The following is a 23,046-nucleotide window of genomic DNA, read 5'->3' on the forward strand; positions in this document are numbered from 1 at the left end:
GGAGGCAGATAGCTGACGGCTAAAGGCTGATAACTTATAAGAAGATACCTGACACTGGCTGCATTTATAATTGAGATGCTTGCCATTGACTTGATTTACCAGCATCCCCGACCTGAGTTATGGGGCAGGCGGGCAGTGTCAGGCATCAATATTAAATTCATTTTTCTGTTTCCTTTTTCAGCACAATCTTTTGTGGAGGGGAGCTGAGTTGTTTAAGGCCCAGCGGCTCTACAGACTTGCTGACTTCACTCATTTTGCTTCGAAACATGAGCTCACTTTTCACGTTGATGTACTCCCACTTCAGCTCTTTAATTTCTTTGCCTAGTTTGTTAATGCGCCGGATTTTTTTTTCAGCGAGGTGACTGTTGGCGATATAGATTAAAGCCAGGAGGGAAAGGAAACCGATAAAGGGCATGTTTTGCACCAACGCTCTGTAGTTGATGCGCAAACGCCATTCTTTACGTTGCTCCGGGAGAAGGGTATTTTCTTCGGCCGGTTCTTCCTGGATTTTATCTAAGTCGTCTCCCACGCTCTATGTCTTTTTAAAAATTGACAATATAAACCTGAACGCAATTCAAAACGGGTGTGTATAGGATAGGGTAGGATGTGGTGGGCGGTTTACAGCCGCGTCACGCTTGTTTTTCGGCCACCCGCAGTTTTGCACTTCTGGATCTTCCATTAAGTTTCAATTCTGCATCACTGGCGGTAACCGGTTTTTTTGTGATTAATCTGAACAATTTAGGGGGTGTTTCTTTTGCAAACGGATCTTCCGGTGCTTCTTCAAAACTTCCAGTCTTCATAAAATTTTTCACCATCCTGTCTTCCAGCGAGTGGAAGGTGATGACGGCGAGTCTTCCTCCTGGTTTCAGCACATTGGCAGCTTGTTCCAGTAAATCTTTCAAAGCGCCCAGTTCATCGTTAACGGCTATACGCAATGCCTGGAAAACCTGTGCCAGGTATTTTTGCGGATTACCTTTTACGATGGGCTGGATCACGGATTTGAATTCCGTGATGGTGCGCATGGGGTGTGTTTTGCGCTGCTTTACAATTGTTTGGGCGAGGGTTTTCGCGTTGGTTACTTCTCCGTATTCCTGGAAAATCAGTTGTAACCTTGCTTCTCCCCATGTTGCCAGCAATTGGGCGGCAGTAAATTCGGTTCTTGTATCCATCCGCATATCCAGGTCGCCATCAAAGCGGATGCTGAATCCTCTTTCTGCTGTATCGAACTGGTGCGATGAAACGCCCAGATCCGCCAGCAGCCCGTCTACCTGGTCTGCTTTATGTAATTTCAGAAAGCGTTGCAGATGACGGAAGTTTTGTTGTACAAAAGTGACACGTTCGTCTATAATCCTGTTTCGGTAAGCATCTTCATCCTGATCAAATACTATCAGCCGTCCTTTTTCACCCAGTTTCTCCAGTATGGCTCTTGAATGTCCTCCGCCTCCAAACGTAGCGTCTACATAGATCCCATCGGGATTTATCTGTAACAGCTCCGTCGTTTCCTGCAGCAGAACGGGTAAATGATATTGTTGTTCGCCCATATGCTCCCCTCTTTAAATTGATATGTTGTTATCTCCTCCTCCCATTACCTGTTGTGCCAGATCACTGAACGCTCCTGGTGAGAAATTTTCAAAGAACTCCTGGTATTTACCTTTATCCCAGATCTCGATTTTATTGGATGCTGCTGCCAGCACAATATCTTTTTCCAGATTGGCGTACGACAGCAGGTTTTTCGGTACCAGCAGTCTTCCTGCACTGTCTAACTCCAGAATAGTGGCCCCGTTTAAGAAGTACCGCCTGAATTCCCTTACTTTTGGATCAAAGTCATTCAACTTGCTGATACGCTCGAAAATAGGCTGCCATTCGTTCATGGGATACAGGGACAAGCATTTTTCAAACCCTCGGTTAATCACAAACTGTCCTCCGGCCCCGTCTGTTAACTGCTTTTTAAACCCGGCAGGTAACAGAAAGCGTCCTTTTGCGTCCAGCGTCGATTCATATTCACCGAGAAATCCTGTCATACCATGGGGCAAAGTCCTTGAAAATCCTTTTTCAACACAAAATAACACTTTTTCCCACTTTTTAACGAAAAAATACTTTATAAATTTTTTCCACAGATGCAAGCGCCTGCATCATAGCCCTTTTGCCATCATTTATGCACCTTTAAGGTGTATTAAATAATAATACGTGTTGATAACGTGTTAATAACTGTGAATTATATGTTCATATCTTACAGATGCCCACGGGGTGAGACATTCCCGAATGGGATAGCGGGTGGGAAAATGGCATGGAGAAATGCTTATGCGTGATTTTTATTTATAATCTGAGGCTTTTTTTGACGCTTTTTGTCTCTCAAAATCCAATTTTCCACATCCGGGTGGGAAAAATGTCAGCAACCCCAACGGTGGTGGAAAACTCCCCTTTCGGCGATTTAATTCCCTCTTTTGCAAAATTTTAACAGCAATCAAAATCTCTCTGCCTTACATTTACATTTAATTCTTAATTTTGCCACTCTTTTATGCGGAAATTTTTATTGTACATCAGTGTTCTTGCGGTTATCGTATCTACCTCCTGTAACAACCAGTTACGGAGAATAGAAAAAAGCAACAACTTTGAAAAGAAGTTGGATTACGCCAACCAGCTGTTCCAGAAGAAAAAATACAATACGGCAATAACACTCTACACCGACCTGGTTCAGGTGTACAAGGGAACGGAGAAGTTTGAGCCCATGTATTACAATTTCGCATATTGCTCTTACTACGTTAAGGACTACGTTCAGGCAGCATTCCAGTTCAAAAATTACCTGGACCTGTTCCCGAACAGCCCCAGGGCGGTAGAAATAGATTATATGCAGGCATACTGCTACTATAAGCAGTCGCCAAAGGTATCACTGGATCAAACCAATACCATGAAGGCCATTGCCGCTATGCAAACCTTCATTAATAACTACCCTACCGCAGATAAAGTGTCGGAAGCCAATCTCGTAATCGAATTGTGCAGACGCAAGCTGGAAAAGAAAGAATTCTCCAGCGCAGAATTATATTATAACCTGGGCTTCTTCAAAGCCGCCGGTATTGCCTTCAAAAACCTGATGCGCAACTACCCCGACTCTGATAAAAGCGACAGTTACAAAGTAATGGCCATCAGATCTTACTATAATTATGCTAAAAACAGTATCCCGGAGAGACAAAAAGAGCGCTACGCAACGGTTCTCGACGAATACCTGGACTTCGCGGATCACTACCCGAACAGCAAATTAAAGCCAGATGCCGAAAAATTTTATACCTTAGCACAAAACAACATAAAAACACTGGATAATGAGCAAATTAAAGCGAAGTCTAACCAGTAGCCTTAATCCCTGGGTAGAAACCAAAAACACTACCGATATTAAGAACAGAACTGGTAATTTATATGAGTCTATTGCCGTAATAGCCAAACGCGCCAATCAGATCAATATTTCCGTGAAAGAGGAGCTCCATTCCAAACTGGAAGAGTTTGCCAGTCATACTGACAATCTCGAAGAAGTGCACGAGAACAAGGAGCAGATTGAGATTTCCCGTTTTTATGAAAGACTGGCAAATCCGGCCATCCAGGCTACCCAGGAGTTCCTGGACAGCAAAATTTATTTCCGCAAGAACGACGACGATTTGTTTAGCTAATCCGCCACACATTATTTTGTGAGGTGCGTGATTGCGAAAAATAAAAATATTAATTTCATGGCGGCAGAATGATTTCTGCCGCTTTTGTTTTTATATATGGCCGACGCTATCAAAATGCTACAAGGAAAAAAGATCCTGCTCGGAGTGAGCGGCAGCATCGCTGCCTATAAGGCGGCTACCCTCATACGCCTGCTGGTAAAGGAAGGAGCCGAAGTGAAAGTGGTCATGACCACCGCTGCCGCCGGCTTTATTACCCCCCTTACCCTGGCTACCCTCTCTAAAAATGAGGTTCCCCTGAATATCAGTGATCACAACAGCTGGAATAATCACGTGATGCTGGGTCGCTGGGCAGATGTAATGCTCATCGCACCCGCTTCTGCCAATACCCTCGCTAAAATGGCCCTGGGGTTGTGCGACAACCTCCTGCTGGCAGTATACCTCTCCGCCGCCTGCCCGGTACTCTTTGCCCCGGCAATGGATGAAGACATGTGGCATCACCCGGCCACCCGCAGCAATGTGGATAAACTCATCTCCTTTGGTCACCAACAGATCCCGGTGGAATCCGGAGAACTGGCAAGTGGCCTCTACGGAGAAGGCCGCATGGCAGAACCGGAACAGATATTAACCTTCCTGCAACAGCATTTCCGGCAGAAAAACGAAAAAAAGGCACTGAACGGCGCCACTGCCATCGTTACAGCTGGTCCTACCATCGAACATATCGACCCGGTTCGTTACATCAGTAACCACTCCAGTGGCAAAATGGGAATCGCCATTGCGGAAGCACTGGCGGATGCCGGCGCCAATGTACAGCTGGTACTCGGCCCCACCTCCCAGAAAACAACCCATCCCGGTATCACCGTTACTCATGTGCAAACCGCCCAGGAAATGTTTGATGCCGTAACCACCCGCTACCCCGGCGCCGGGATAGTAGTGGCCGCCGCCGCCGTTGCAGACTACCGCCCGGCAAATGTGGCCGGCAAAAAGATCAAAAAAGGAGAAGCACAGCTGCATATCGATCTTGAAAAAACACCCGATATACTCCGCTCATTGGGCGATAACAAAAGTCCACAGCAGCTGCTGGTAGGATTCTCCCTGGAAACAAACAACGAAAAAGAATATGCGCTGAAAAAACTGCGCGAAAAAAACCTGGACCTGATTGTCATGAATTCACTGGCAGATACAGGAGCTGGCTTTAACTTTGATACCAATAAAGTAACCCTGTTTGACAAAAACGGGAATGAACACAGTTTCCCTCTCAAATCCAAACAGGCCGTGGCCCAGGATATTGTTTCCGCTATAATCGAATTGCAACATGCATAATCGTTTCCCGTTGTTCCTGCTGCTCGCAGGCGCCTTCTTACTATGTTGCTCCCCTGTCGTTAAAGCCCAGGAAATAAGGGCCAACGTGTCTGTCGTTGCCCAACAGGTACAGGGGGTGGACAAAAAAATATTTACTACCCTGCAGAATTCTATCCGGGATTTTCTCAATAACCGGCATTGGGCAAACGATGCCTTTACACCAGCTGAACGGATAGAATGTAACTTTTTGCTGAATATCACCGGTACTTCCGGGAACGACAGCTATAAGGCGTCCCTGACCATACAGGCCACCAGGCCGGTATACAACAGCAGTTATGTAACCAGCCTGCTGAATATCCAGGATCCCAACGTAGTGTTCCGGTATGTGGAATTTCAACAGCTGGAATTCAGCGATACCAGGGTGGTGGGAAATGATCCGCTGAACTCTAACTTAACCGCTATCCTGGCCTATTATGTTAATATCATCCTCGGACTTGATTATGACTCCTTTTCCCCAAGAGGCGGAGATGTATATTTTAAGAAAGCACTTAATATTGTAAATAATGCGCCGGATGGAAAGGAGATCTCCGGATGGAAGGCTTTTGAAGGAAACCGTAACCGATACTGGTTACAGGATAATCTTCTCAACGCAAAATTCCTCCGGTTTCATGATGTGATGTACCAGTATCACCGGCAGGGACTGGACCTGATGTATGACGATGTAATAAAAGGCCGTGCAGCCATCCTGAACTGCCTGAACATGCTTTATGCCATCCACCAGGACATCCCCAATTCCATGCTGATGCAAACATTTTTCCTTTCCAAAGGAGAGGAGTTATTGAAAATATTCTCCCGTGCCACGCCACAGGAGAAAAGCCGTGCAGCGGAGCTGCTTTCCCAGATGGATGTGCCCAATGCACAGAAGTATCAACAGATGAAGTAACAGCTATGATGAATATGATGATGAAATACGCCTCCCTGGCTTTGTTAGCGGTATTTTTGATCGCCTGTGCCAACAGTGATCAGGTGCCGCGTAAATATATTTCAAAGGAACGTATGACAGGTATCCTGGTAGATATGTCTATTGCAGATGCCTACAGCAATGAACAACAAATGCAGGTTACTTATACACCCAATTTTGATTCCCTCAGACAGGAAAAAGTAAAGATCTATTACAAACAGATACTGGACCTGCATAAAGTAAGCGTTAAAGAATTTATGGAAAGCTACCGGTATTATGAAAGTCATCCCAACAGGCTGAAGGAAGTTTTTCAAATGGTACAAACAGATATTGCTTCGAGGAAACAGCGGTTGCCCAATCCGATTGATGAAAATGCGCCGCTCCGGTTTCGTATGAAAAGCATTTTCCCTTATGCAGACAGCGTGCTATTGCTGCCGAAGACCGATACAATCCGGCCTTTTATCAAGCGGCAGCCCTAATCTATAAAACACCAAAACATGAACAAAGTAGTAGCAAATGCCGACGAAGCCATACAAGATATCCGGGACGGAGCGGTACTGATGCTGGGAGGGTTTGGTTTGTGTGGAATTCCGGAAAATTGTATTACCGCCCTGGTAAAAAAAGGAGTGAAAGATCTTACCTGTATTTCCAATAATGCAGGCGTAGATGATTTTGGTCTTGGCCTGTTGCTGAAAACCAGGCAGATCAGAAAAATGATGTCTTCCTACGTAGGTGAAAATGCAGAATTTGAAAGACAACTGCTGGCCGGAGAACTGGAGGTAGACCTCATTCCCCAGGGAACACTGGCCACACGTATCCAGATGGCAGGCATGGGGATTCCTGCTTTTTTTACGCCCGCCGGTTATGGAACAGAGATCGCTGAAGGGAAAGAAGTGCGGGTGTTTGATGGCAAGCCTCACCTGATGGAACTGGCGCTGCACGCCGATTACGCTATCGTAAAAGCCTGGAAAGGAGATACGCTGGGAAACCTCGTTTTCCGTAAAACCACCCGGAATTTCAGTACCTCAATGGCCCGGGCAGGACAAATCACCATTGCTGAAGTAGAGGAACTGGTGCAACCCGGAGAACTGGACCCCGACCAGATACATGTGCCGGGTATTTATGTGCGCCGCATCTTCAGGGGCGGCAACTATGAAAAACGGATCGAACGCAGAACGGTAAAGATCTAGTTCATCCAATTCTCCACACTTCAAATCTGATATTTTATGCCTCTCGATAAATATGGTATTGCCAAAAGAATTGCGCAGGAACTGCAGGACGGTATGTATGTAAACCTCGGTATTGGTATTCCTACGCTGGTATCCAATTATATCCCTGCCGGAATTTCTATTATGCTGCAGTCCGAAAACGGGATACTCGGTATGGGACCGTATCCTGCCGCGGATGATGTTGATGCTGATCTGATCAATGCCGGAAAGGAAACCGTTACCCTGCTGCCCGGTGGCAGCTTCTTTGATTCAGCGGAAAGCTTTGGTATGATCCGCGCCGGTAAGGTAGACCTTACTGTACTGGGCGCGATGGAAGTATCCGATACCGGTGATATCGCCAACTGGAAAATTCCCGGGAAAATGGTGAAAGGCATGGGCGGCGCAATGGACCTGGTAGCTTCTGCAAGGAACATCATTGTGGCCATGATGCATACCAATCCCAAAGGAGAAAGTAAATTGCTGCCGGCATGTACATTACCACTTACCGGCGTTAACTGTGTAAAGAAAATTGTTACGGAACTCGCCGTGCTGGACGTAACTCCCGAAGGATTCAAGCTTCTCGAACGTGCGCCTGGTATTACTGTAGAAGAGATCCGCTCTAAAACTGCCGGAAAACTGATCATTGACGGTGATATTCCGGAGATGAAAATTTAACAGGAACATTTAATAACAATGCTGATTACTCGGTGAGCCTGCCAACTACCACCTTGCAACTGGATGGCGACTATCATATCCATCATGCGTTTTACGTAAATGCAAACATACAGCTGCCTTTTTGGAGGATTGCAACGGCATAAATAATACTTAGCCTTTATAGAGATTTAGATATTTTGTTTTTGGAATACATACATCACTGAAACAAAATGTCTAAATCTCTAAACTTAAAAATCCCTAAATAATTGCTACCTTTCAATTTGCTAAAATAGTTCGAGGTGCAAGTTGGATTTCTTTGTTATAACGGTAAATATATTCCTGCGGCCGACCCGATTTTTACGGCAGATAATCGATCTTTCAGATACGGGGATGGCTTTTTTGAAACCCTGAAAGTATACCAGGGACAAGTATTGCTGGCTGACCTGCACTTTGAACGAATGCTTGCCAGTTTACACCTGCTGCACTTTGATATCCCCACGCATTTTACCAAAGCATATTTTGTTAAGCAGATACTGGAACTCTGCAGTAAGAATAACATATCCCAGATGGCCCGTGTACGTCTGGCTATCTTCCGCTCGGATGGCGGTTTGTATGATCCAATCAATAACTTACCGAACTACATTATCCAATGCTGGGAATTAAGCAGAACGGTACTGGAGTTAAATGATAACGGACTGGTAACAGACATCTTCCCGGATGTAAAAAAAAGCTGTGATAAATTATCCGCTATTAAATCAAACAACTGCCTGCCCTATGTGATGGCAGCCATGTATGCCAAGCAGCACCGGCTAAACGAAGCTATTTTACTCAACCCCTATGGAAGAGTGGCCGATAGCACCATTGCCAATGTATTCATTGTGCGGGATAAAGTACTTTATACGCCGCCACTGTCTGAAGGCGGCGTGTGTGGCGTAATGCGCAAGTATTTGCTGAAAACAGAACTACCATTCAAAATAGAAGAAAAACCACTGAATATAGAAGACCTCGAAAATGCGGATGAAATATTTTTAACCAATGCCATCTATGGTATCCGTTGGGTGGGCCTCTTCCGCGACAGCAGCTATGGTAACGCTACTGCTGCTATTTTACACGAGGTATTACATGAAAGCATGCTGTAAAAATCACCTGCTGAAATGGAAGAAACAATCAGTTTATGCTGGTTCCGCCGTGATCTGCGGCTGGACGACCAGGCCGCTTTCTACTATGCTTTACGTGCCGGTAACCCGGTAGTGCCGGTATTTGTTTTTGATACACATATACTCAACGACCTGGAAGATAAACAGGATCGCAGGCTTACCTTTATTCATGAGGCGCTGGAAGAAATGCAGACGCAACTGCAACAGCTGGGTTCCTCAATGGATATTTTTTATGGTACACCGGAAGCCGCTTTCGCGCACTGGACCAGCAAATACAAGGTAGCTGATGTATACGCCAATCATGATTATGAACCCTATGCGAAAAGCAGGGATGCTGCAATAGCAAAGCAACTTAGCAAACGCGGGATTTCCTTTTATAGTTACAAAGACCAGGTGATACTGGAAAAAAATGAAGTACTGAAAGATAACGGTGAACCATATACGATATTTACACCTTACAGCAGGAAATGGTATGATACCCTCACCTTTTTTCATCTAAAACCTTATCCCTGCAAAAAATATTATCGGCATCTCTTTAAACAACCACCTGTAAAAATTCCTTCCTTAAAAGATATGGGGTTTGCAACCGGCGAAGAGCATTTTCCCGCAAAGAACCTGGAAGAAACATTGGTTAAACACTACGATGAAACCCGCGATTTTCCTGCCGTAAATGGTACTTCAAAATCAGGGATCCATCTGCGTTTTGGTACGGTAAGCATTCGCGCACTAATGCAGCAGGCCATGCGGCTCAATGCTACCTTTGCAAAAGAATTGATCTGGCGGGAGTTTTACCAGATGATCCTCTGGCATTTTCCATATGTGGTAGGAAATTCTTTTAAGAAGGAATATGATAAAATAGTTTGGCGTAATAATGAAGAAGAATTTGAAAAATGGTGTAAAGGCCAAACAGGTTACCCGATAGTAGATGCTGGTATGCGGGAGCTGAACGCTACCGGTTTTATGCATAACCGGGTACGTATGATCACTGCCAGTTTTTTAGCCAAACATTTGTTGATCGATTGGCGTTGGGGAGAAGCTTATTTTGCAGCTAAACTATTGGACTATGATCTTGCTGCAAATAATGGCGGCTGGCAATGGGCCGCAGGTTCAGGGTGTGATGCTGCGCCTTATTTCCGGGTATTTAATCCTGCGCTGCAAACGCAGAAGTTTGATAAAGACCTGAAGTATATCCGTAAATGGGTACCGGAGTTTGAAGGATTTGAATATGTGAAACCGATTGTGTCGCATGAGGAAGCGCGTAAACGTGCATTGGAAGTATATGGAAAAGCGTTGAAAAAATAGCATAAAAAGCAGTGAAGATTTGCTTCACTGCTTTTTATGGTTGCAGTATTTAGTGGTTAAACACTTCTTTCAACTTAACATCCAGTGCCTCATCTGTTATTTCATTGTAGCTCCGGCATTCGTAAAAACGGAAGAACGGGAAATCGGCTGCTTTACGGACGGATTTTTTCTGCCGCTTCCATCAGCGCTACCACAGCGGCTTTTCCTTCCTTGCCCAGGTCTAAACTGAAATCATTTACATACAGGTCAATATGTTGGCGCATCACGGATTCATCCATTTCCTGCGCGTGTGATTTCACATAGTCAGATAGCTGGGGGTAAGTGGTGTAGCTGTTCTGCAGGCTTTTATGGATCAGGGAATCGAGTTGTGCGCGGGTAGCTTCCGGTACATCTTTACGGATAAAGATGCCTCCCAGTGGAATAGGATTACCGGTGGTTTGTTCCCAGTATTCGCCCATATCCATCAGTTTTACGAGGCCTTTGAGCTGGTAAGTGAAACGGTTTTCGTGAATGATCACGCCGGCATCCACATCGCCGTTCAGCACTGCGTTTTCAATTTCTGAAAACAGCATCACCTTTTTATTGGCGGCTTCCGGGAAAGCGATGGAGAACAGCAGGTTGGCAGTGGTGTTTTCTCCGGGGATGGCGATGGTCAGATTTTTTATCTCTTCACGGGGAATATCTTTCTTTGCAATGAGCAACGGGCCGCAGCCGCGCCCCAGCGCACTGCCGCTGTTGAGCAGTTCATATTGGTCTTTTACCTTCAGGTATACCGCAAAACTCAGCTTTGTAATGGCCAGTTTGCCTTGCAGTGCCCAGTTGTTCAGTGTTTCCACATCTTCGAGATGGGTATCGAAGGTGAATTCCTTTGTGTCTATTTTGTTGTTTACCAGTGCATCAAAAATGAAAGTATCATTCGGGCAAGGTGAAAAACCTAAAGATAAATGCATAGCTATCAAAATTTTATAGTCTGTCGTTAAATTCCGGCCAGTGTTTCCACGGTTTTTATCAGTTCGTCGTTGAGTGTTTTTACCGCCAGGGGAATCTTCCATTTGCTTTTATCCCTGATTTCCACATAGTTAGAGATACTGCGCAGCTGAAGGAACGGTATTTCTTCCAGCAGGCAGGCATAATGGAAGGCGGCGCCCTCCATGCTTTCTATGTCGGGGTTGTACTTGGCCACCAGCTTCTGGATGGTGGGTTCGCTGCCGCTTACCAGGTTTACGCTTACCCCGGTAGCGGTGGTCAGGGGAGGTACTTCGGGCAGGCCGGCAAAGGTGTTCACCAGGCTGTTGCCGGTGAATGGCGGCTGCGATGGTTGCCAGAGCTGTATATCAAATAAATCTTTAAACTGATCATTATCTTCTGCTCCGAGGTCGGCCAGGTATTCACGTTTGATGAGCACTACCTGTCCCAGTTCCCAGTTGTGGCGGAAACTGCCGCCAATACCGGCCTGTATGGCTATATCCGGCCGGTTTACCACCACGTGCCTTCCGAGGCTGAAAGCGGTGTGCATCATGCCAATACCGGCAATCAGTACGTCTATATTGCAGTTTGCGGCTTTAAGGGCCGGAATGTGCCCGTCCAGGTACTGTAAAAAAGGCTGTATTTCCAGCGTGGTAGCCGCGGTCACCAATATTTTCATCCCGTAAAAATACAGCAAAAATGATTGCTCCCCGTGTAAAACAATTGACAGGAATTAGGATAAATTGGCACTACTCACTTAATAGTGGTATTTTTGCAAAAATTTTTTGCAATAATGATTTATTTAACGCGAGTAGAGAACTTCAATGCAGCGCATAAGTTATCTAACCCGGGCTGGAGCAAAGAAAAGAACGAGGAAGTTTTTGGTAAATGCGCCAACGAAAACTGGCATGGTCATAATTACGAACTGCACGTCACTATAAAAGGTAATCCTGATCCCGAAACGGGTTTTGTATTTAATGCCAAGACTTTAGGAGTAATTATCCGGGATGCGGTGATAGAAAAGATCGATCACCGGAACCTGAATATGGATGTTGATTTCATGAAAGATAAATTCACTTCCGCTGAAAATTTATCTATCGCTATCTGGGATCAGCTGGCCAGGCACCTGCCTGCAGAGGTGCAACTGCACTGTATCAAGTTGTATGAAACTCCACGCATATACGTAGAGTATTATGGTGGCAAGTAATGCCTATATATTACCGACCTTTGAAATTTGTTAAATCATATAAGAATGGCGTATAATAAGAACGAAAGTTACGATGAAAAGATCACGTCCGGTCTTGTAGAAAACTATAAAGAATGCCTGCACCTGCTGGGAGAAGACCCTGAACGGGAAGGACTGGAGAAAACACCTGAACGGGTAGCCAAAGCTATGCAGTTTCTTACACAGGGGTATCAGCAGGACGCACGCGAAATACTGGAAGGAGCGAAATTTACAGAAGCATATAGTGAAATGGTGATTGTAAAGGACATAGAATTATACTCTATGTGTGAACATCATATGCTGCCATTCTTCGGAAAGGCCCACGTAGCTTATATTCCCAACGGATATATCACCGGCCTGAGCAAAATAGCCAGGGTGGTAGACGTATACGCCCGCCGCTTACAGGTACAGGAGCGTTTAACACACCAGATCCTGGATGCCATCCAGGAAACCCTGCAGCCGCAGGGCGTTGCAGTAGTAATTGAAGCACAACACCTGTGTATGATGATGCGCGGCGTACAAAAACAAAACTCCCTTACCACCACTTCCGCTTTCAGCGGCCAGTTCGGGCATGGCACCACCAGGGCCGAATTCCTGAAACTGATTGCCAAGTAAAAAGATTTTATATTACGGATTACGGATTTATGGGTAGATGATAATAGTAACTTATATTTATCAGCTACCTGTAAACCCGTAATTCTTATTTATATTTGAAAAAATATTAATTTATATCCACATGAAGCATGCTTACGTATTTCCCGGACAAGGTTCCCAGTTTCCGGGTATGGGCAAAAATCTGTACGACACCAACGCAAAAGCAAAAGAACTTTTTGAACAGGCAAACGACATCTTAGGCTTCCGTATTTCTGATATCATGTTCAACGGAACAGAGGAAGACCTGAAGCAAACCAACGTTACACAACCTGCTGTATTCCTGCATGCGGTGATTGCCTTCCTCTGCACGGAGCATTCGCAGCCTGAAATGGTAGCAGGACATTCCCTGGGAGAATTTTCTGCCCTTGTAGCCAATGGCGTATTGTCGTTTGAAGCTGCCCTGAAACTGGTGGCTATCCGCGCCAATGCCATGCAGAAAGCCTGTGAGTTGCAACCTTCCACAATGGCCGCTGTACTGGCCCTGGATGATGCCAAAGTAGAAGAAATATGTGCGGCTGTTACCGCCGAAACAGGCGAAATAGTAGTACCTGCCAATTATAACTGCCCGGGTCAGCTGGTAATTTCCGGTACCCTCAAAGGCGTGGAAATTGCCTGTGAAAGAATGAAGGCGGCCGGCGCAAAAAGAGCGCTGATCCTGCCGGTAGGAGGCGCTTTCCACTCTCCTTTAATGGCTTCCGCCAAAGAAGAATTACAGGCAGCCATCAACACCACTACCTTCAATACCCCTTCCTGCCCCGTGTACCAGAACGTGGTAGCCGTAGCAGTAACGGATCCTGTACAGATCAAACAAAACCTGATCGATCAGTTAACAGGCGCTGTCAGATGGACACAGTCCGTTCAGGCAATGGTGGCCGATGGCGGTAAAGAATTCACGGAAGTAGGCCCCGGTAAAGTATTGCAGGGACTGATCCAGAAAATCAACAAAGAAACAGTGGTAAACGGCATCAACTAAAATGCAGCGGATTTTGTCTTTCCTGCTGATTACACTGATTATGCTTTGCACATACACTGCGCATACTTAGCACATACTTAACACATGCCTTTGATGTGGAGTTGATACGGACTTGACGTGGAGGTGATGTGGACTTGATCGGTAACCTATTGTGTATCAATGCGCTATAGGGGGTTCCAGGAGATTCTTTAGCGGGGTTGCATCAGAGAAACAAACTGGATATCAATGCTTTAGGCGTTTTATAAAGATAAACGTAATCAGGCAAAAAAACAAAATTTTGGATCAGGGAAGATAGCAGCGGAATATGCGCTTTTATCTTCCCTGATTTTTTACTTTATAATACAATCTCCATCTCGTATTGCGACAGGTAATGCATCAATCCTGCGTGTTGCAGGAATTGGTCTATCTCCGGAAAATGTTCATCAATATTAATAATGCTCACTGCCGCGCCCATGAACTGATCGGATGCGTATTGCAATAAAGCGCTGCCTACGCCTTTTCTGCGGAACTCCGGGTGTACGGCTATATTCCTGATCCTCCGGGTATCTTTATGTACACTGATAAAACCTGCCGTTTGCCCGTCGACGGTAGCTTCCCACGTAACCGTAAACGGGGCTTCCCGCTGTATGCTGCTCACACTGTTGGACCAGGTGGGGATCATATCCATAAACGTAGCCAGCAGGGGCCAGTTGGGTGTTGTATTTTCTTTTATGGAGATGCCTGCCGGGTTTTTATGCGTTTTTATATTGCCTTTGAAAGAATGAATGGTGCGGGTTTTATGAAACCCTGTATTCGTATATGCTTTGATGGCAGGAAGATTGGTGCTGATTACCTCCAGGATTATTTTACGGATACCCTGCAACTGGTACGCAGGAATAAACTGATCATACATTTTTTGTACCAGGTGCTGGCCGCGGTATTCGGGAATAATACCGGTGCCTCCGTTGTATAATACGGTTGGATGTGCTTTGTTATCTGCTGCATGTAAAATGAAGCCGCCAAGTGCATTACCGGCAAATGCGCCGATAGAGTAATCCCGCAGCAGGTTTTCACCCTGCATTTTTTGTTCCAGTATAGAGGGCGTGAGGTGCAGGGGTACTATATAATCGCTGAAAGCTGCGTTGAAAGTGTCGCAGAGGTCGGGTGTGGATACGTTGTGAAGTGTCCGGAAGTCGTGGATAAAAATCATAGTGGAATGGTATGTCATCAATATTAATGAGGATTGATGACATACCGTTCCGGAATTTTATGAGCGGAAAAATTATGGCAGTTCTATGCTGACGTTGATCCATTCCGGATCAAATTTATCTGTATATTTTTGGTAGAAGCTGATGGCCGGTGTGTTCCATTCCAGCACCTGGAAAACGATGCCACTGAACTGCTTTTCCTTTGCTTCAATAATCAGCTGGTCGAATAACAATTTGCCGATGCCTTTGCCCCGCCATTTCTCTGTAACGATAATATCTTCCAGGTACATCCGGCAACCTTTCCAGGTAGAGTAACGGGTGTAATACAGCGCAAATCCGTGGATCACTTCCTGTCCGTTAATCATAGTGGAGGCTACAAATGCCTTCCACACCGGGTTGGGGCCAAATCCGGCTGCTTCAAAATGTTCCAGGCTCACCGTTACCTCTTCCGGAGCTTTTTCATATGCCGCCAGTTCACGTATCAGTTCCATCAACCGGGTACTGTCTTCTTTTCGTGCAACCCTTAACGTTATATCTTCCATATCTGTATATATTAATCAAATACCCGGCCGGTTGTTTATACACACAGCCTCCGGCCGGAGGCTGCAAATTAATTAAAATTGCGAAGCCCGCCACCGCTAACCATTCCGGTACACAGATGCCTGTGTAGTGGCAACCATAAATACCAGTATGTTAAAATGACAAACAATATTGTAATTTGTAGATTGTTTGGGGTGGAAATAGCATTAATCTCTTCTTACATGAAAAATATGCTTGTGCATTATACTGCTTACAATTGCTGGGCTAACCAGCAGCTGGCAAAGGGGTTACTAAAATTAACGGATGAACAGCTGGACCGGGAGCTGGGAGGAGGCTTTTCCACGTTGCGCGCTACCGTTTATCACCTGTGGTACACGGAAAGTTTGTGGTACCAGCGTTTACAGCTCACGGAAAAAACAACAGATCCTACGGCGGGTTTCAGCGGTAACTTTGCGGCAGCTTGCGCGGCCTGGCTTACACAGTCGGTACAACTGGAGGAATGGGTCCAAAAGGCCAGCCAGGTGAAGCTGAATCACACGGTTGCCTACACGCTTAAAAAGAGTGAACACTATAAAATAGCGGTACAGGATGTGATCATGGAGGTGTGCAACAGTAGTACCTTTTACCGTGGACAGCTGGTATATATGTTAGAGATGTTGGGAGTGAATAAGATACCGGCCACGGAATACAGTCGTTTTAAGCCAAAAAAATAGGTTGGTTTTATTATTTTTGATAGATTTTCCGCCCTTTAAAATTCCTATATGAATGCTGCTTCTTTTTATGCAAAGGCCCCGAAACACCTGGTGGCAGTAGATTGTATCATCTTCGGTTTTGATGAAGGCCGCCTGAAATTATTGATCATGCAACGGAAAGTTGCCCCTATGGCCGGCGAATGGTCGCTGGTAGGCGGTTTTGTGCAGGAAGATGAAAGTACCGATGAAGCGGCAGCCCGCGTGCTGGAGCATACCACCGGGCTGGACGATATTTACATGAACCAGCTGCATTGCTATGGTAATGTAGGTCGTGATACCGGCGCCAGGGTAATATCAGTGGCGTATTATGCCCTGATCCGTATTAAAGATCATGATAAGCCACTGGCCCGCGAACACGGCGCACACTGGCTGGAACTCCACGAAATTCCAGCACTGATCTTCGATCATACAAAGATGATTGAAGACGCATTGGCCGCACTCCGCAACAATGCGCAGTTTCACCCCATCGGCTTTGAACTGCTGCCGGAGAAATTCACCCTCTCACAACTCCGGAGCCTCTACGAAGAGATCTACCAGAAAACCCTCGACAAACGTAATTTCCGCAAAAAGATCCTGTCGCTGGATGTAATGGAAAAACTGGAAGAAAAAGACAAAACTTCTTCCAAGAAAGGCGCGCACCTGTATCGCTTCGATCCTGAGAAATACGAGGCCCTGAAACGCAAGGGATTGGTATTTGAAATCTAGGTGATAAAATGAACAAAATGGATGAAAGCAGGCACTGTAAATAAAATTATTTTACAGGCCGTTGATTCCCATTTATGTCATGTTTACACCGTATGGGCCTTTGCGCCCTGTTTTTTATTTCGCAGACATTATGCGCCCAGCATAATGATCTTATAGCAATTAAGAATGCGTTGCCACGGTTAACGGACAGTGCTGACTATGCAGATGCGTTGAACAGGTTATCATCGCTGTATCTGCCGCGGCAGCTGGACAGCAGCGGTGTATACGCCAGGCACGCCGGTGAGCTGTCGGAGCGTATTCATTACAGCAAAGGACAACGCGACGCATTGCGGGGCATGGGCCGGTATTATGCCCTGAGACCACACGGGTATCTTTCCTTCCTTTTTTATGACAAAGCATTGGCTGCCTGCCGCGCTGCCGGCGATTCTGCAGGCGTTGCGGTATCGCTGATGAATATTGGCACCTTCTACCAGTACCAGCAAAAACATACGGAAGCGCAGAACTATATCAACAGGGCGTTGAAAGTAGCATGGGATGCGCGGCTTGACTCGCTGCGGGCCTGGGTGCTGGTGAGCTATTACCTCATTAATGAATCGGACTCTGCTGCATTGCCTGTTGCACAAAAAGGACTGCAACAGGCTCTCCACCTCACTTACAGGTATCATGATGAACCGGGCATTTTATACACCAGGTTATTTGCCGCGCATGAACAGATGAGGGCCGGCGAAATAAAGAAAGCAGAAGAAACGCTGAAAGGTATAATGGCAGCGGCCGACAGCACGGGGCTTAACTACATTGCCATGTACGCCTGCATGCAGCTGACAGGCTACTGCATCTGGCGAAGAAAGGAAGATTCGTTGCTGTATCAGCGTAAATCGGTGAACTATGCAGTGGCCGGTGGATATACCGGGTTAATGCTGCCCGTGATCACCGGGTTATATAACACGTACCTGCAATCGGGCGATACCCGCAAAGCCTCCGGATACAGCCGTCTCGCACTCGGCGTGATGCAGCAGCAACAGGAAGACATGCAGGCCGGCGAAGCAGATTACCTCTCCTATGCCTTTGGCGATGAATGGCTGGATTCCCTCCAGCAGCAACACCACTCTCAAAAGGAGCAACTGGCCTTTAATAAAGCCACGAATCACTTCTGGTATTATCAGCTGCTGATCATAGCGGCCATCGCCATCCTGCTCATTATCCTTCTCACTTACTTTGTGCGCGCCCACCGCCTTTCCCGGAAAAATGCCGCCAGCATGGCCACCCTGCAGGAAGAGATCCGCATTGGTAACAAAGCCCTCCAGGATAACGACGACTTTAAAAATAAACTGATTTCGATGATTGCGCATGATTTCAGAACGCCCCTGTATAACATCGTTAATATTACCGGGTTTATTGATGAAAAGGCACTCACCGTTACCGATGCTGCCAGCATGATTGTGGAAGTGGAACATACTGCTTCCGATACCCTGGTTATTTTTGAAGAAATATTGAGATGGATCCGTACCCAGCTATCAGGCTTCGTATATCATCCCGGAATATTCCTGCTGGAAGAAATGATCAGCGCCACAGCCGGCAACCTGCAGCATTTGCTTGCCGGTAAAGACATTCGCTTATCGATAGACATCCCGGCAGGAACTACCGTGCTGGCAGATTATGAAATGCTGCAGTTTATCCACCGGAATTTCTTACATAACGCGGTTAAGTTTTCACCGGATTATGGCGTAATAACGATAAAGGCTACACGTAAAAACAACTGGCTTACGGTTTCTTTTACCGATGAAGGTTCCGGCATCGACGACGCCGTACTGCCACATCTCTTTAACTGGAACAGCAGTACCAGTGAACAGGATCGTGCAGGGAAAGGCGCAGGACTGGCGCTCATCATCTGCAAAGACTTTATAGATAAAATGAACGGAAACATAAAGGCGGAAAACAATTACGAGGAAGGCAGCACCTTTTATTACCAGCTGCCGGAATCATCGGAAAAAGCATGACGCGCCGCATCAATTATTCATATTATCAACGCATCTTATCCGCTACGTTGCTGGCGCTCGCCTTGTTATGCGCTGTACAGCGTATTGCTGCCCAAAGTCCGCAGCTGCCGGAACTGCTGCATGAATTGTCCGCTTCTCACGATAGTATCGCATATATCAATACCCTGGGAAAACTAGGTGCACTGTATATGATGATTAACCTCGACAGCAGCTTTACCTATGCTATCAGGGAACATGAAATAGCGGAAAGATGGCAGTATAAAAAGGGCATGGCAGACGCCTTTGATGTAATGAGTTTCTGCTACGCCCTGAGAACAGATTTTAATATTGCCGGCATCTACGGCTACAAAGCGCTGCAGCTGCACAAAGCGGCATCAGACAGCGCCCGCATCGCTAAAACGCTGAGTAACCTGTATCTCTATTACCGCAATATGGGACGACCGGCAGATGCCAATAACTATTTCTATGAAGCCTTTTATATGGCCGCCAGGCTCCCCGCATCGCAGGATTCTATCTACAGTATCCTGCTGGTAAATTATGCGATGCGCTTTTATAAAGACAGCACCCGTAAGGACTCCGTACAATGGGCGTTACTAACTGCCGCGCATATCAGTGAAAAGTATCCGCACAGCCGGTTGCCGCTATACATGGATGCCTACGCAGCAGATACGCTGGTAATACAAGGGCATGGTAAGGAGGCAGAGGCCAGGATCAACGAACTGGCAGCGGCTGCATTGAACAGGGGCCTGCCCTATGTAGCGATGGATATTTATAACCGGCTGGAAGATTTTGGCCGGCTGGGTTATCATACAGATTCTACCCGGTACAGGGAACTGTCTTACCAGCTGGCAAAAAAGGCCGGGTGTATTGAGTTGAACCTGCCCGTACTGGCGGGGTTATACGACTACTACCAGCAGCATCACCAGGTTGCCAAAACAGGTTATTACAGCCGGGAAATAATGCGGCTAGCCGCGCAGCGCCGTTATCAGCAGGGGAAGGACCCTATTAATTATATCGCCTTCTTTTTAAAGGAACAATCCCTGCAACAGTTGTCCCGCAGCAACCAGCAGCAGCAGCTGGAGCTGGAACAGGTGCAGCTCCGGAGAAAACACAGCCAGTTTATAACAGCGGGGCTATTTATCATTGTGATCCTGCTGTTCATCCTGCTTTACAGCCGGTACCGGCAATATATCACCTGGCAGGAGCAGGAACAGGCTATTTCAGACAGTTATGCGAATGTGTCGCTTAAAAATGTGGCGTTGCGGGCAAATGATGAGTTTAAGAATAAGCTGATTACGCTTATTGCCAACGACTTCCGCGCACCGCTGCATCATATTTCGGAGGTGGCGCTGAAGTTGCGGAATCAGGCTGCCAGTCAGGCTGCTATGGCTGCTTTGGTCCGGGAAATTGCCTTAGTATCCGGTAACACGCTCTGTGTGTTTGATAATATTTTAAAGTGGATCCGCATGCAGTTGCCTGGATTTACCTACCAGGGAACGCGCTGCCTGCTGAATGATATATTCCGGCAGGTTTTAAAGCAAACGGCGCCTGACGTGAAGGAGAAAGCATTGGTGGTGGTGAACCTGTTGCCGGAGGGATGTGAGGTAATGGCCGATCCGGAAATGCTTCGTGTAGCGCAGTTGCACCTGACGCGCCTCTCCATACAGTACGCACAGCGGGGCAGCCTGCTGATCCTGTCGGCCTGGAACAACGAAGGCACCGTATACACCCGCATCATTGCCGATGCCGGCCCGGCTACAGATGATATTTTACGGCGCCTGTCGTCTACCTGGCAGCACGACATGAATGCCCTTAGCTACGCTATTACCCGGGATTTTATGGATAAGATGAAAGGTACCATACAGGCAACAACCAGTGACGGGAGATACCTGGTGTTTACCGCGGTGCTGGAAGGGGCTGAAAACACAAACGGATAACAGCTGCGAATGATCCGCTGCTGTTATCCGTTGTAATATCGGGCGTATATTTATTTGCCGTATTTATCCCCGTCGTACGCCCATTTGATGTAGTTGGCGCCCCAGGTGAATCCGCCGCCAAAGGCAGCCATCATTATGTTGTCGCCTTTTTTGAGATACTTTTCGTAGTCCCACAGGCATAAAGGAATAGTACCCGCAGTGGTGTTGCCATAGCGGTGAATATTCATCATTACTTTTTCGTCCGGTACGTTAATGTATTGGGAAGTAGCCGCCATAATACGTTTGTTCGCCTGGTGAGGTACCAGCCATGCAATATCGTTTGCGGTGAGGTTATTGCGTTCCATTACATTCTTCGCTGCTTCCGCCATATTGGAAACGGCATATTTAAACACCATTTTACCTTCCTGGTATACGTAGTGTTCGCGGTTATTTACGGTTTCAATAGTGGCAGGTTTTACGGAGCCGCCGGCTTTCATGTGGAGGTATTCGCGGCCATGACCATCACTTTTCAGGATGCTGTCCATTAACCCGAAGCCTTCCGTATTAGGTTCCAGCAATACGCCACCGGCGCCATCTCCAAAAATGATACAGGTGGTTCTGTCGGTATAATCAATGATAGAACTCATTTTATCGGCCCCGATGATCATCACTTTGGCGTAACGGCCACTTTCAATGAACCTTGCGCCGGTTTCCAGGGCGAATAAAAAGCCGGAGCAGGCAGCGCTGATATCAAAGCCAAAAGCGTTTTTAGCGCCGATTTTGTCGGTTACCACGTTGGCGGTAGCCGGGAAAGTCATGTCCGGGGTTACGGTGGCTACAATCAACAGATCAATTTCTTCCGGAGAAATTCCTCTCTTTTTGCAGATTTCCAGTGCTACAGGAACACATAAATCAGAAGTGCCTTTCCCTTCTCCCTTCAATATCCTTCTCTCCGAAATGCCCGTCCGGGTTAATATCCAGTCGTTCGTTGTATCTACTAATTTTTCTAATTCCTGGTTGGTTAGCACGTAATCGGGAACATACCCACCCACCGCTGTAATAGCGGCCGTTATTTTATTCATATAAACTAAATATGTGTTTAAAACGAGGCGTAAAAATACGATATAAACGTATATTTCCTAAAAAAGTCGCATATGACAAATATTAAGGATTGTCAATCCGTTAAAAGTTAGCATCTTTGCCCCGGTTTTCCCGAACACATTATTAATCAATTTCCGAAAGTTTAATTAATTTACTGAACCTTTACCTCGTATGATTGCTTATCTGAATGGTAAATTAGCATATAAGTCGCCTGCTCTTGTTCATATGGATGTGAATGGAATCGGTTATGAAGTACAGATCAGCCTCAATACATATTCCCGGATACAGAATATGGAAAGCTGCAAACTGTTAACCTTCCTCCAGATTAAGGAAGACGCACACACTTTATATGGTTTTTTTGAAGAAGCAGAAAGAAGCCTTTTTCTCCTGCTGATCAGTGTTTCAGGGGTAGGCGCGAGTACCGCGCGCATGATGTTGTCCTCTTTGCAACCAGAAGATGTACAACGGGCTATCATGATGGAAAACGAAAAAATGCTCGAAAGCGTGAAGGGAATCGGTGCGAAAACAGCCAAAAGAATAATTCTGGAGCTAAAAGATAAGTTGACGAAGCATAAGGATACAGGCATACATTTATCTGCCAGTGCGAACAATACAATCCACGAAGATGCGTTAAATGCTCTGATAACTCTGGGGATAGCCCGGAATATGGCAGAATCATCTATCCAGAAAGTCATGAAAAACGAGCCGCTGTTGCAAAATTTGGAAGAACTGATAAAGAAGGCTCTGAAAACACTATAAGAAATAAATAAAATCCTCTATAAAACCTATT

General features: G+C 46.2%; 25 protein-coding genes. 17 read left to right on the forward strand and 8 right to left on the reverse strand.

Going from position 1 to position 23,046, the window contains the following annotated elements; all coding sequences use genetic code 11:
* Nucleotides 1–157: 157 nt before the first annotated feature.
* From ACMXI2_RS01295 to mraZ, 3 genes are all read right to left on the reverse strand, one after another.
* Nucleotides 158–529, reverse strand: coding sequence for an FtsL-like putative cell division protein (locus ACMXI2_RS01295; RefSeq protein ID WP_483779930.1), 372 nt, complete (start codon nucleotides 527–529; stop codon nucleotides 158–160).
* A 100-nt stretch (nucleotides 530–629) separates the two neighbouring features.
* Complete coding sequence (gene rsmH / locus ACMXI2_RS01300) at nucleotides 630–1,541, reverse strand: 16S rRNA (cytosine(1402)-N(4))-methyltransferase RsmH (RefSeq protein WP_483779931.1); 912 nt, start codon at nucleotides 1,539–1,541, stop codon at nucleotides 630–632.
* A gap of 12 nt (nucleotides 1,542–1,553) precedes the next feature.
* Nucleotides 1,554–2,021, reverse strand: a complete 468-nt coding sequence (mraZ, locus tag ACMXI2_RS01305) for a division/cell wall cluster transcriptional repressor MraZ (protein ID WP_079469390.1) — start codon at nucleotides 2,019–2,021, stop codon at nucleotides 1,554–1,556.
* Nucleotides 2,022–2,518: 497 nt separating this feature from the next.
* On the opposite strand from mraZ, the gene ACMXI2_RS01310 reads away from it, so the two are divergent.
* From ACMXI2_RS01310 to ACMXI2_RS01350, 9 genes are all read left to right on the forward strand, one after another.
* Complete coding sequence (locus ACMXI2_RS01310) at nucleotides 2,519–3,349, forward strand: outer membrane protein assembly factor BamD (RefSeq protein WP_483779932.1); 831 nt, start codon at nucleotides 2,519–2,521, stop codon at nucleotides 3,347–3,349.
* Nucleotides 3,318–3,659: a DNA-directed RNA polymerase subunit omega gene (locus ACMXI2_RS01315; protein WP_079469388.1), complete on the forward strand. Its 342-nt coding sequence runs from the start codon at nucleotides 3,318–3,320 to the stop codon at nucleotides 3,657–3,659. The genes ACMXI2_RS01310 and ACMXI2_RS01315 overlap by 32 nt, the downstream gene beginning before the upstream one ends.
* A 96-nt stretch (nucleotides 3,660–3,755) precedes the next feature.
* Nucleotides 3,756–4,979 (forward strand): bifunctional phosphopantothenoylcysteine decarboxylase/phosphopantothenate--cysteine ligase CoaBC, encoded by a 1,224-nt coding sequence (gene coaBC, locus ACMXI2_RS01320; protein ID WP_483779933.1) that lies wholly within the window; start codon nucleotides 3,756–3,758, stop codon nucleotides 4,977–4,979.
* Nucleotides 4,972–5,901, forward strand: coding sequence for a type IX secretion system protein PorD (porD, locus tag ACMXI2_RS01325; protein ID WP_483779934.1), 930 nt, complete (start codon nucleotides 4,972–4,974; stop codon nucleotides 5,899–5,901). The genes coaBC and porD overlap by 8 nt, the downstream gene beginning before the upstream one ends.
* Before the next feature lie 5 nt (nucleotides 5,902–5,906).
* Nucleotides 5,907–6,398 carry a DUF4296 domain-containing protein gene (locus ACMXI2_RS01330; protein ID WP_483779935.1) on the forward strand — a complete coding sequence of 164 codons (492 nt, stop codon included), beginning with the start codon at nucleotides 5,907–5,909 and terminating at the stop codon, nucleotides 6,396–6,398.
* A gap of 18 nt (nucleotides 6,399–6,416) precedes the next feature.
* Nucleotides 6,417–7,109 (forward strand): CoA transferase subunit A, encoded by a 693-nt coding sequence (locus tag ACMXI2_RS01335; protein ID WP_483779936.1) that lies wholly within the window; start codon nucleotides 6,417–6,419, stop codon nucleotides 7,107–7,109.
* A gap of 36 nt (nucleotides 7,110–7,145) precedes the next feature.
* Nucleotides 7,146–7,802, forward strand: a complete 657-nt coding sequence (locus ACMXI2_RS01340) for a 3-oxoacid CoA-transferase subunit B (RefSeq protein WP_483779937.1) — start codon at nucleotides 7,146–7,148, stop codon at nucleotides 7,800–7,802.
* 278 nt (nucleotides 7,803–8,080) lie between these two features.
* Nucleotides 8,081–8,920 carry an aminotransferase class IV gene (locus tag ACMXI2_RS01345; protein WP_483779938.1) on the forward strand — a complete coding sequence of 280 codons (840 nt, stop codon included), beginning with the start codon at nucleotides 8,081–8,083 and terminating at the stop codon, nucleotides 8,918–8,920.
* A 15-nt stretch (nucleotides 8,921–8,935) separates the two neighbouring features.
* Nucleotides 8,936–10,240, forward strand: coding sequence for a cryptochrome/photolyase family protein (locus tag ACMXI2_RS01350; protein WP_483779939.1), 1,305 nt, complete (start codon nucleotides 8,936–8,938; stop codon nucleotides 10,238–10,240).
* Between the two features lie 152 nt (nucleotides 10,241–10,392).
* Here the strand turns inward: ACMXI2_RS01350 and ACMXI2_RS01355 are convergent, their stop codons facing one another.
* Nucleotides 10,393–11,190: a 1,4-dihydroxy-6-naphtoate synthase gene (locus tag ACMXI2_RS01355; RefSeq protein WP_483779940.1), complete on the reverse strand. Its 798-nt coding sequence runs from the start codon at nucleotides 11,188–11,190 to the stop codon at nucleotides 10,393–10,395.
* Nucleotides 11,191–11,216: 26 nt separating this feature from the next.
* The gene (gene mqnB / locus ACMXI2_RS01360; RefSeq protein WP_483779941.1) at nucleotides 11,217–11,885 is read right to left on the reverse strand and encodes a futalosine hydrolase; all 669 of its coding nucleotides are present in this window, start codon (nucleotides 11,883–11,885) and stop codon (nucleotides 11,217–11,219) included.
* Between the two features lie 114 nt (nucleotides 11,886–11,999).
* On the opposite strand from mqnB, the gene ACMXI2_RS01365 reads away from it, so the two are divergent.
* From ACMXI2_RS01365 to fabD, 3 genes are all read left to right on the forward strand, one after another.
* The gene (locus ACMXI2_RS01365; RefSeq protein ID WP_483779942.1) at nucleotides 12,000–12,413 is read left to right on the forward strand and encodes a 6-pyruvoyl trahydropterin synthase family protein; all 414 of its coding nucleotides are present in this window, start codon (nucleotides 12,000–12,002) and stop codon (nucleotides 12,411–12,413) included.
* A gap of 45 nt (nucleotides 12,414–12,458) precedes the next feature.
* Nucleotides 12,459–13,046, forward strand: a complete 588-nt coding sequence (gene folE / locus ACMXI2_RS01370; protein WP_483779943.1) for a GTP cyclohydrolase I FolE — start codon at nucleotides 12,459–12,461, stop codon at nucleotides 13,044–13,046.
* A gap of 121 nt (nucleotides 13,047–13,167) precedes the next feature.
* Entirely contained in the window at nucleotides 13,168–14,058 is an 891-nt protein-coding gene (fabD, locus tag ACMXI2_RS01375; protein ID WP_483779944.1) for an ACP S-malonyltransferase, read from the forward strand.
* Between the two features lie 334 nt (nucleotides 14,059–14,392).
* On the opposite strand, the gene ACMXI2_RS01380 is transcribed toward fabD, so the two are convergent.
* Both ACMXI2_RS01380 and ACMXI2_RS01385 read right to left on the reverse strand, forming a co-directional pair.
* Nucleotides 14,393–15,247 carry a GNAT family N-acetyltransferase gene (locus tag ACMXI2_RS01380; protein WP_483779945.1) on the reverse strand — a complete coding sequence of 285 codons (855 nt, stop codon included), beginning with the start codon at nucleotides 15,245–15,247 and terminating at the stop codon, nucleotides 14,393–14,395.
* A 72-nt stretch (nucleotides 15,248–15,319) separates the two neighbouring features.
* Nucleotides 15,320–15,787 (reverse strand): N-acetyltransferase family protein, encoded by a 468-nt coding sequence (locus ACMXI2_RS01385; RefSeq protein WP_483779946.1) that lies wholly within the window; start codon nucleotides 15,785–15,787, stop codon nucleotides 15,320–15,322.
* A 219-nt stretch (nucleotides 15,788–16,006) separates the two neighbouring features.
* Between ACMXI2_RS01385 and ACMXI2_RS01390 the strand changes: the two genes are divergently transcribed.
* From ACMXI2_RS01390 to ACMXI2_RS01405, 4 genes are all read left to right on the forward strand, one after another.
* Nucleotides 16,007–16,498, forward strand: coding sequence for a DinB family protein (locus ACMXI2_RS01390; protein ID WP_483779947.1), 492 nt, complete (start codon nucleotides 16,007–16,009; stop codon nucleotides 16,496–16,498).
* A 48-nt stretch (nucleotides 16,499–16,546) separates the two neighbouring features.
* Nucleotides 16,547–17,242 carry an NUDIX hydrolase gene (locus ACMXI2_RS01395; protein WP_483779948.1) on the forward strand — a complete coding sequence of 232 codons (696 nt, stop codon included), beginning with the start codon at nucleotides 16,547–16,549 and terminating at the stop codon, nucleotides 17,240–17,242.
* A 74-nt stretch (nucleotides 17,243–17,316) separates the two neighbouring features.
* Nucleotides 17,317–19,239, forward strand: coding sequence for a sensor histidine kinase (locus tag ACMXI2_RS01400; RefSeq protein WP_483779949.1), 1,923 nt, complete (start codon nucleotides 17,317–17,319; stop codon nucleotides 19,237–19,239).
* Complete coding sequence (locus ACMXI2_RS01405) at nucleotides 19,236–21,176, forward strand: sensor histidine kinase (RefSeq protein WP_483779950.1); 1,941 nt, start codon at nucleotides 19,236–19,238, stop codon at nucleotides 21,174–21,176. The genes ACMXI2_RS01400 and ACMXI2_RS01405 overlap by 4 nt, the downstream gene beginning before the upstream one ends.
* A 50-nt stretch (nucleotides 21,177–21,226) precedes the next feature.
* Here the strand turns inward: ACMXI2_RS01405 and ACMXI2_RS01410 are convergent, their stop codons facing one another.
* A complete protein-coding gene (locus ACMXI2_RS01410) occupies nucleotides 21,227–22,237 on the reverse strand; it encodes a beta-ketoacyl-ACP synthase III (protein ID WP_483779951.1) in 1,011 nt (336 codons plus the stop codon).
* A 190-nt stretch (nucleotides 22,238–22,427) separates the two neighbouring features.
* Here ACMXI2_RS01410 and ruvA point away from each other — a divergent pair, with 190 nt between their 5' ends.
* Complete coding sequence (gene ruvA / locus ACMXI2_RS01415; protein WP_483779952.1) at nucleotides 22,428–23,015, forward strand: Holliday junction branch migration protein RuvA; 588 nt, start codon at nucleotides 22,428–22,430, stop codon at nucleotides 23,013–23,015.
* Nucleotides 23,016–23,046: the final 31 nt, after the last annotated feature.

The sequence above is a fragment of the Chitinophaga sp. G7 BAM 1005 genome (assembly GCF_057126945.1).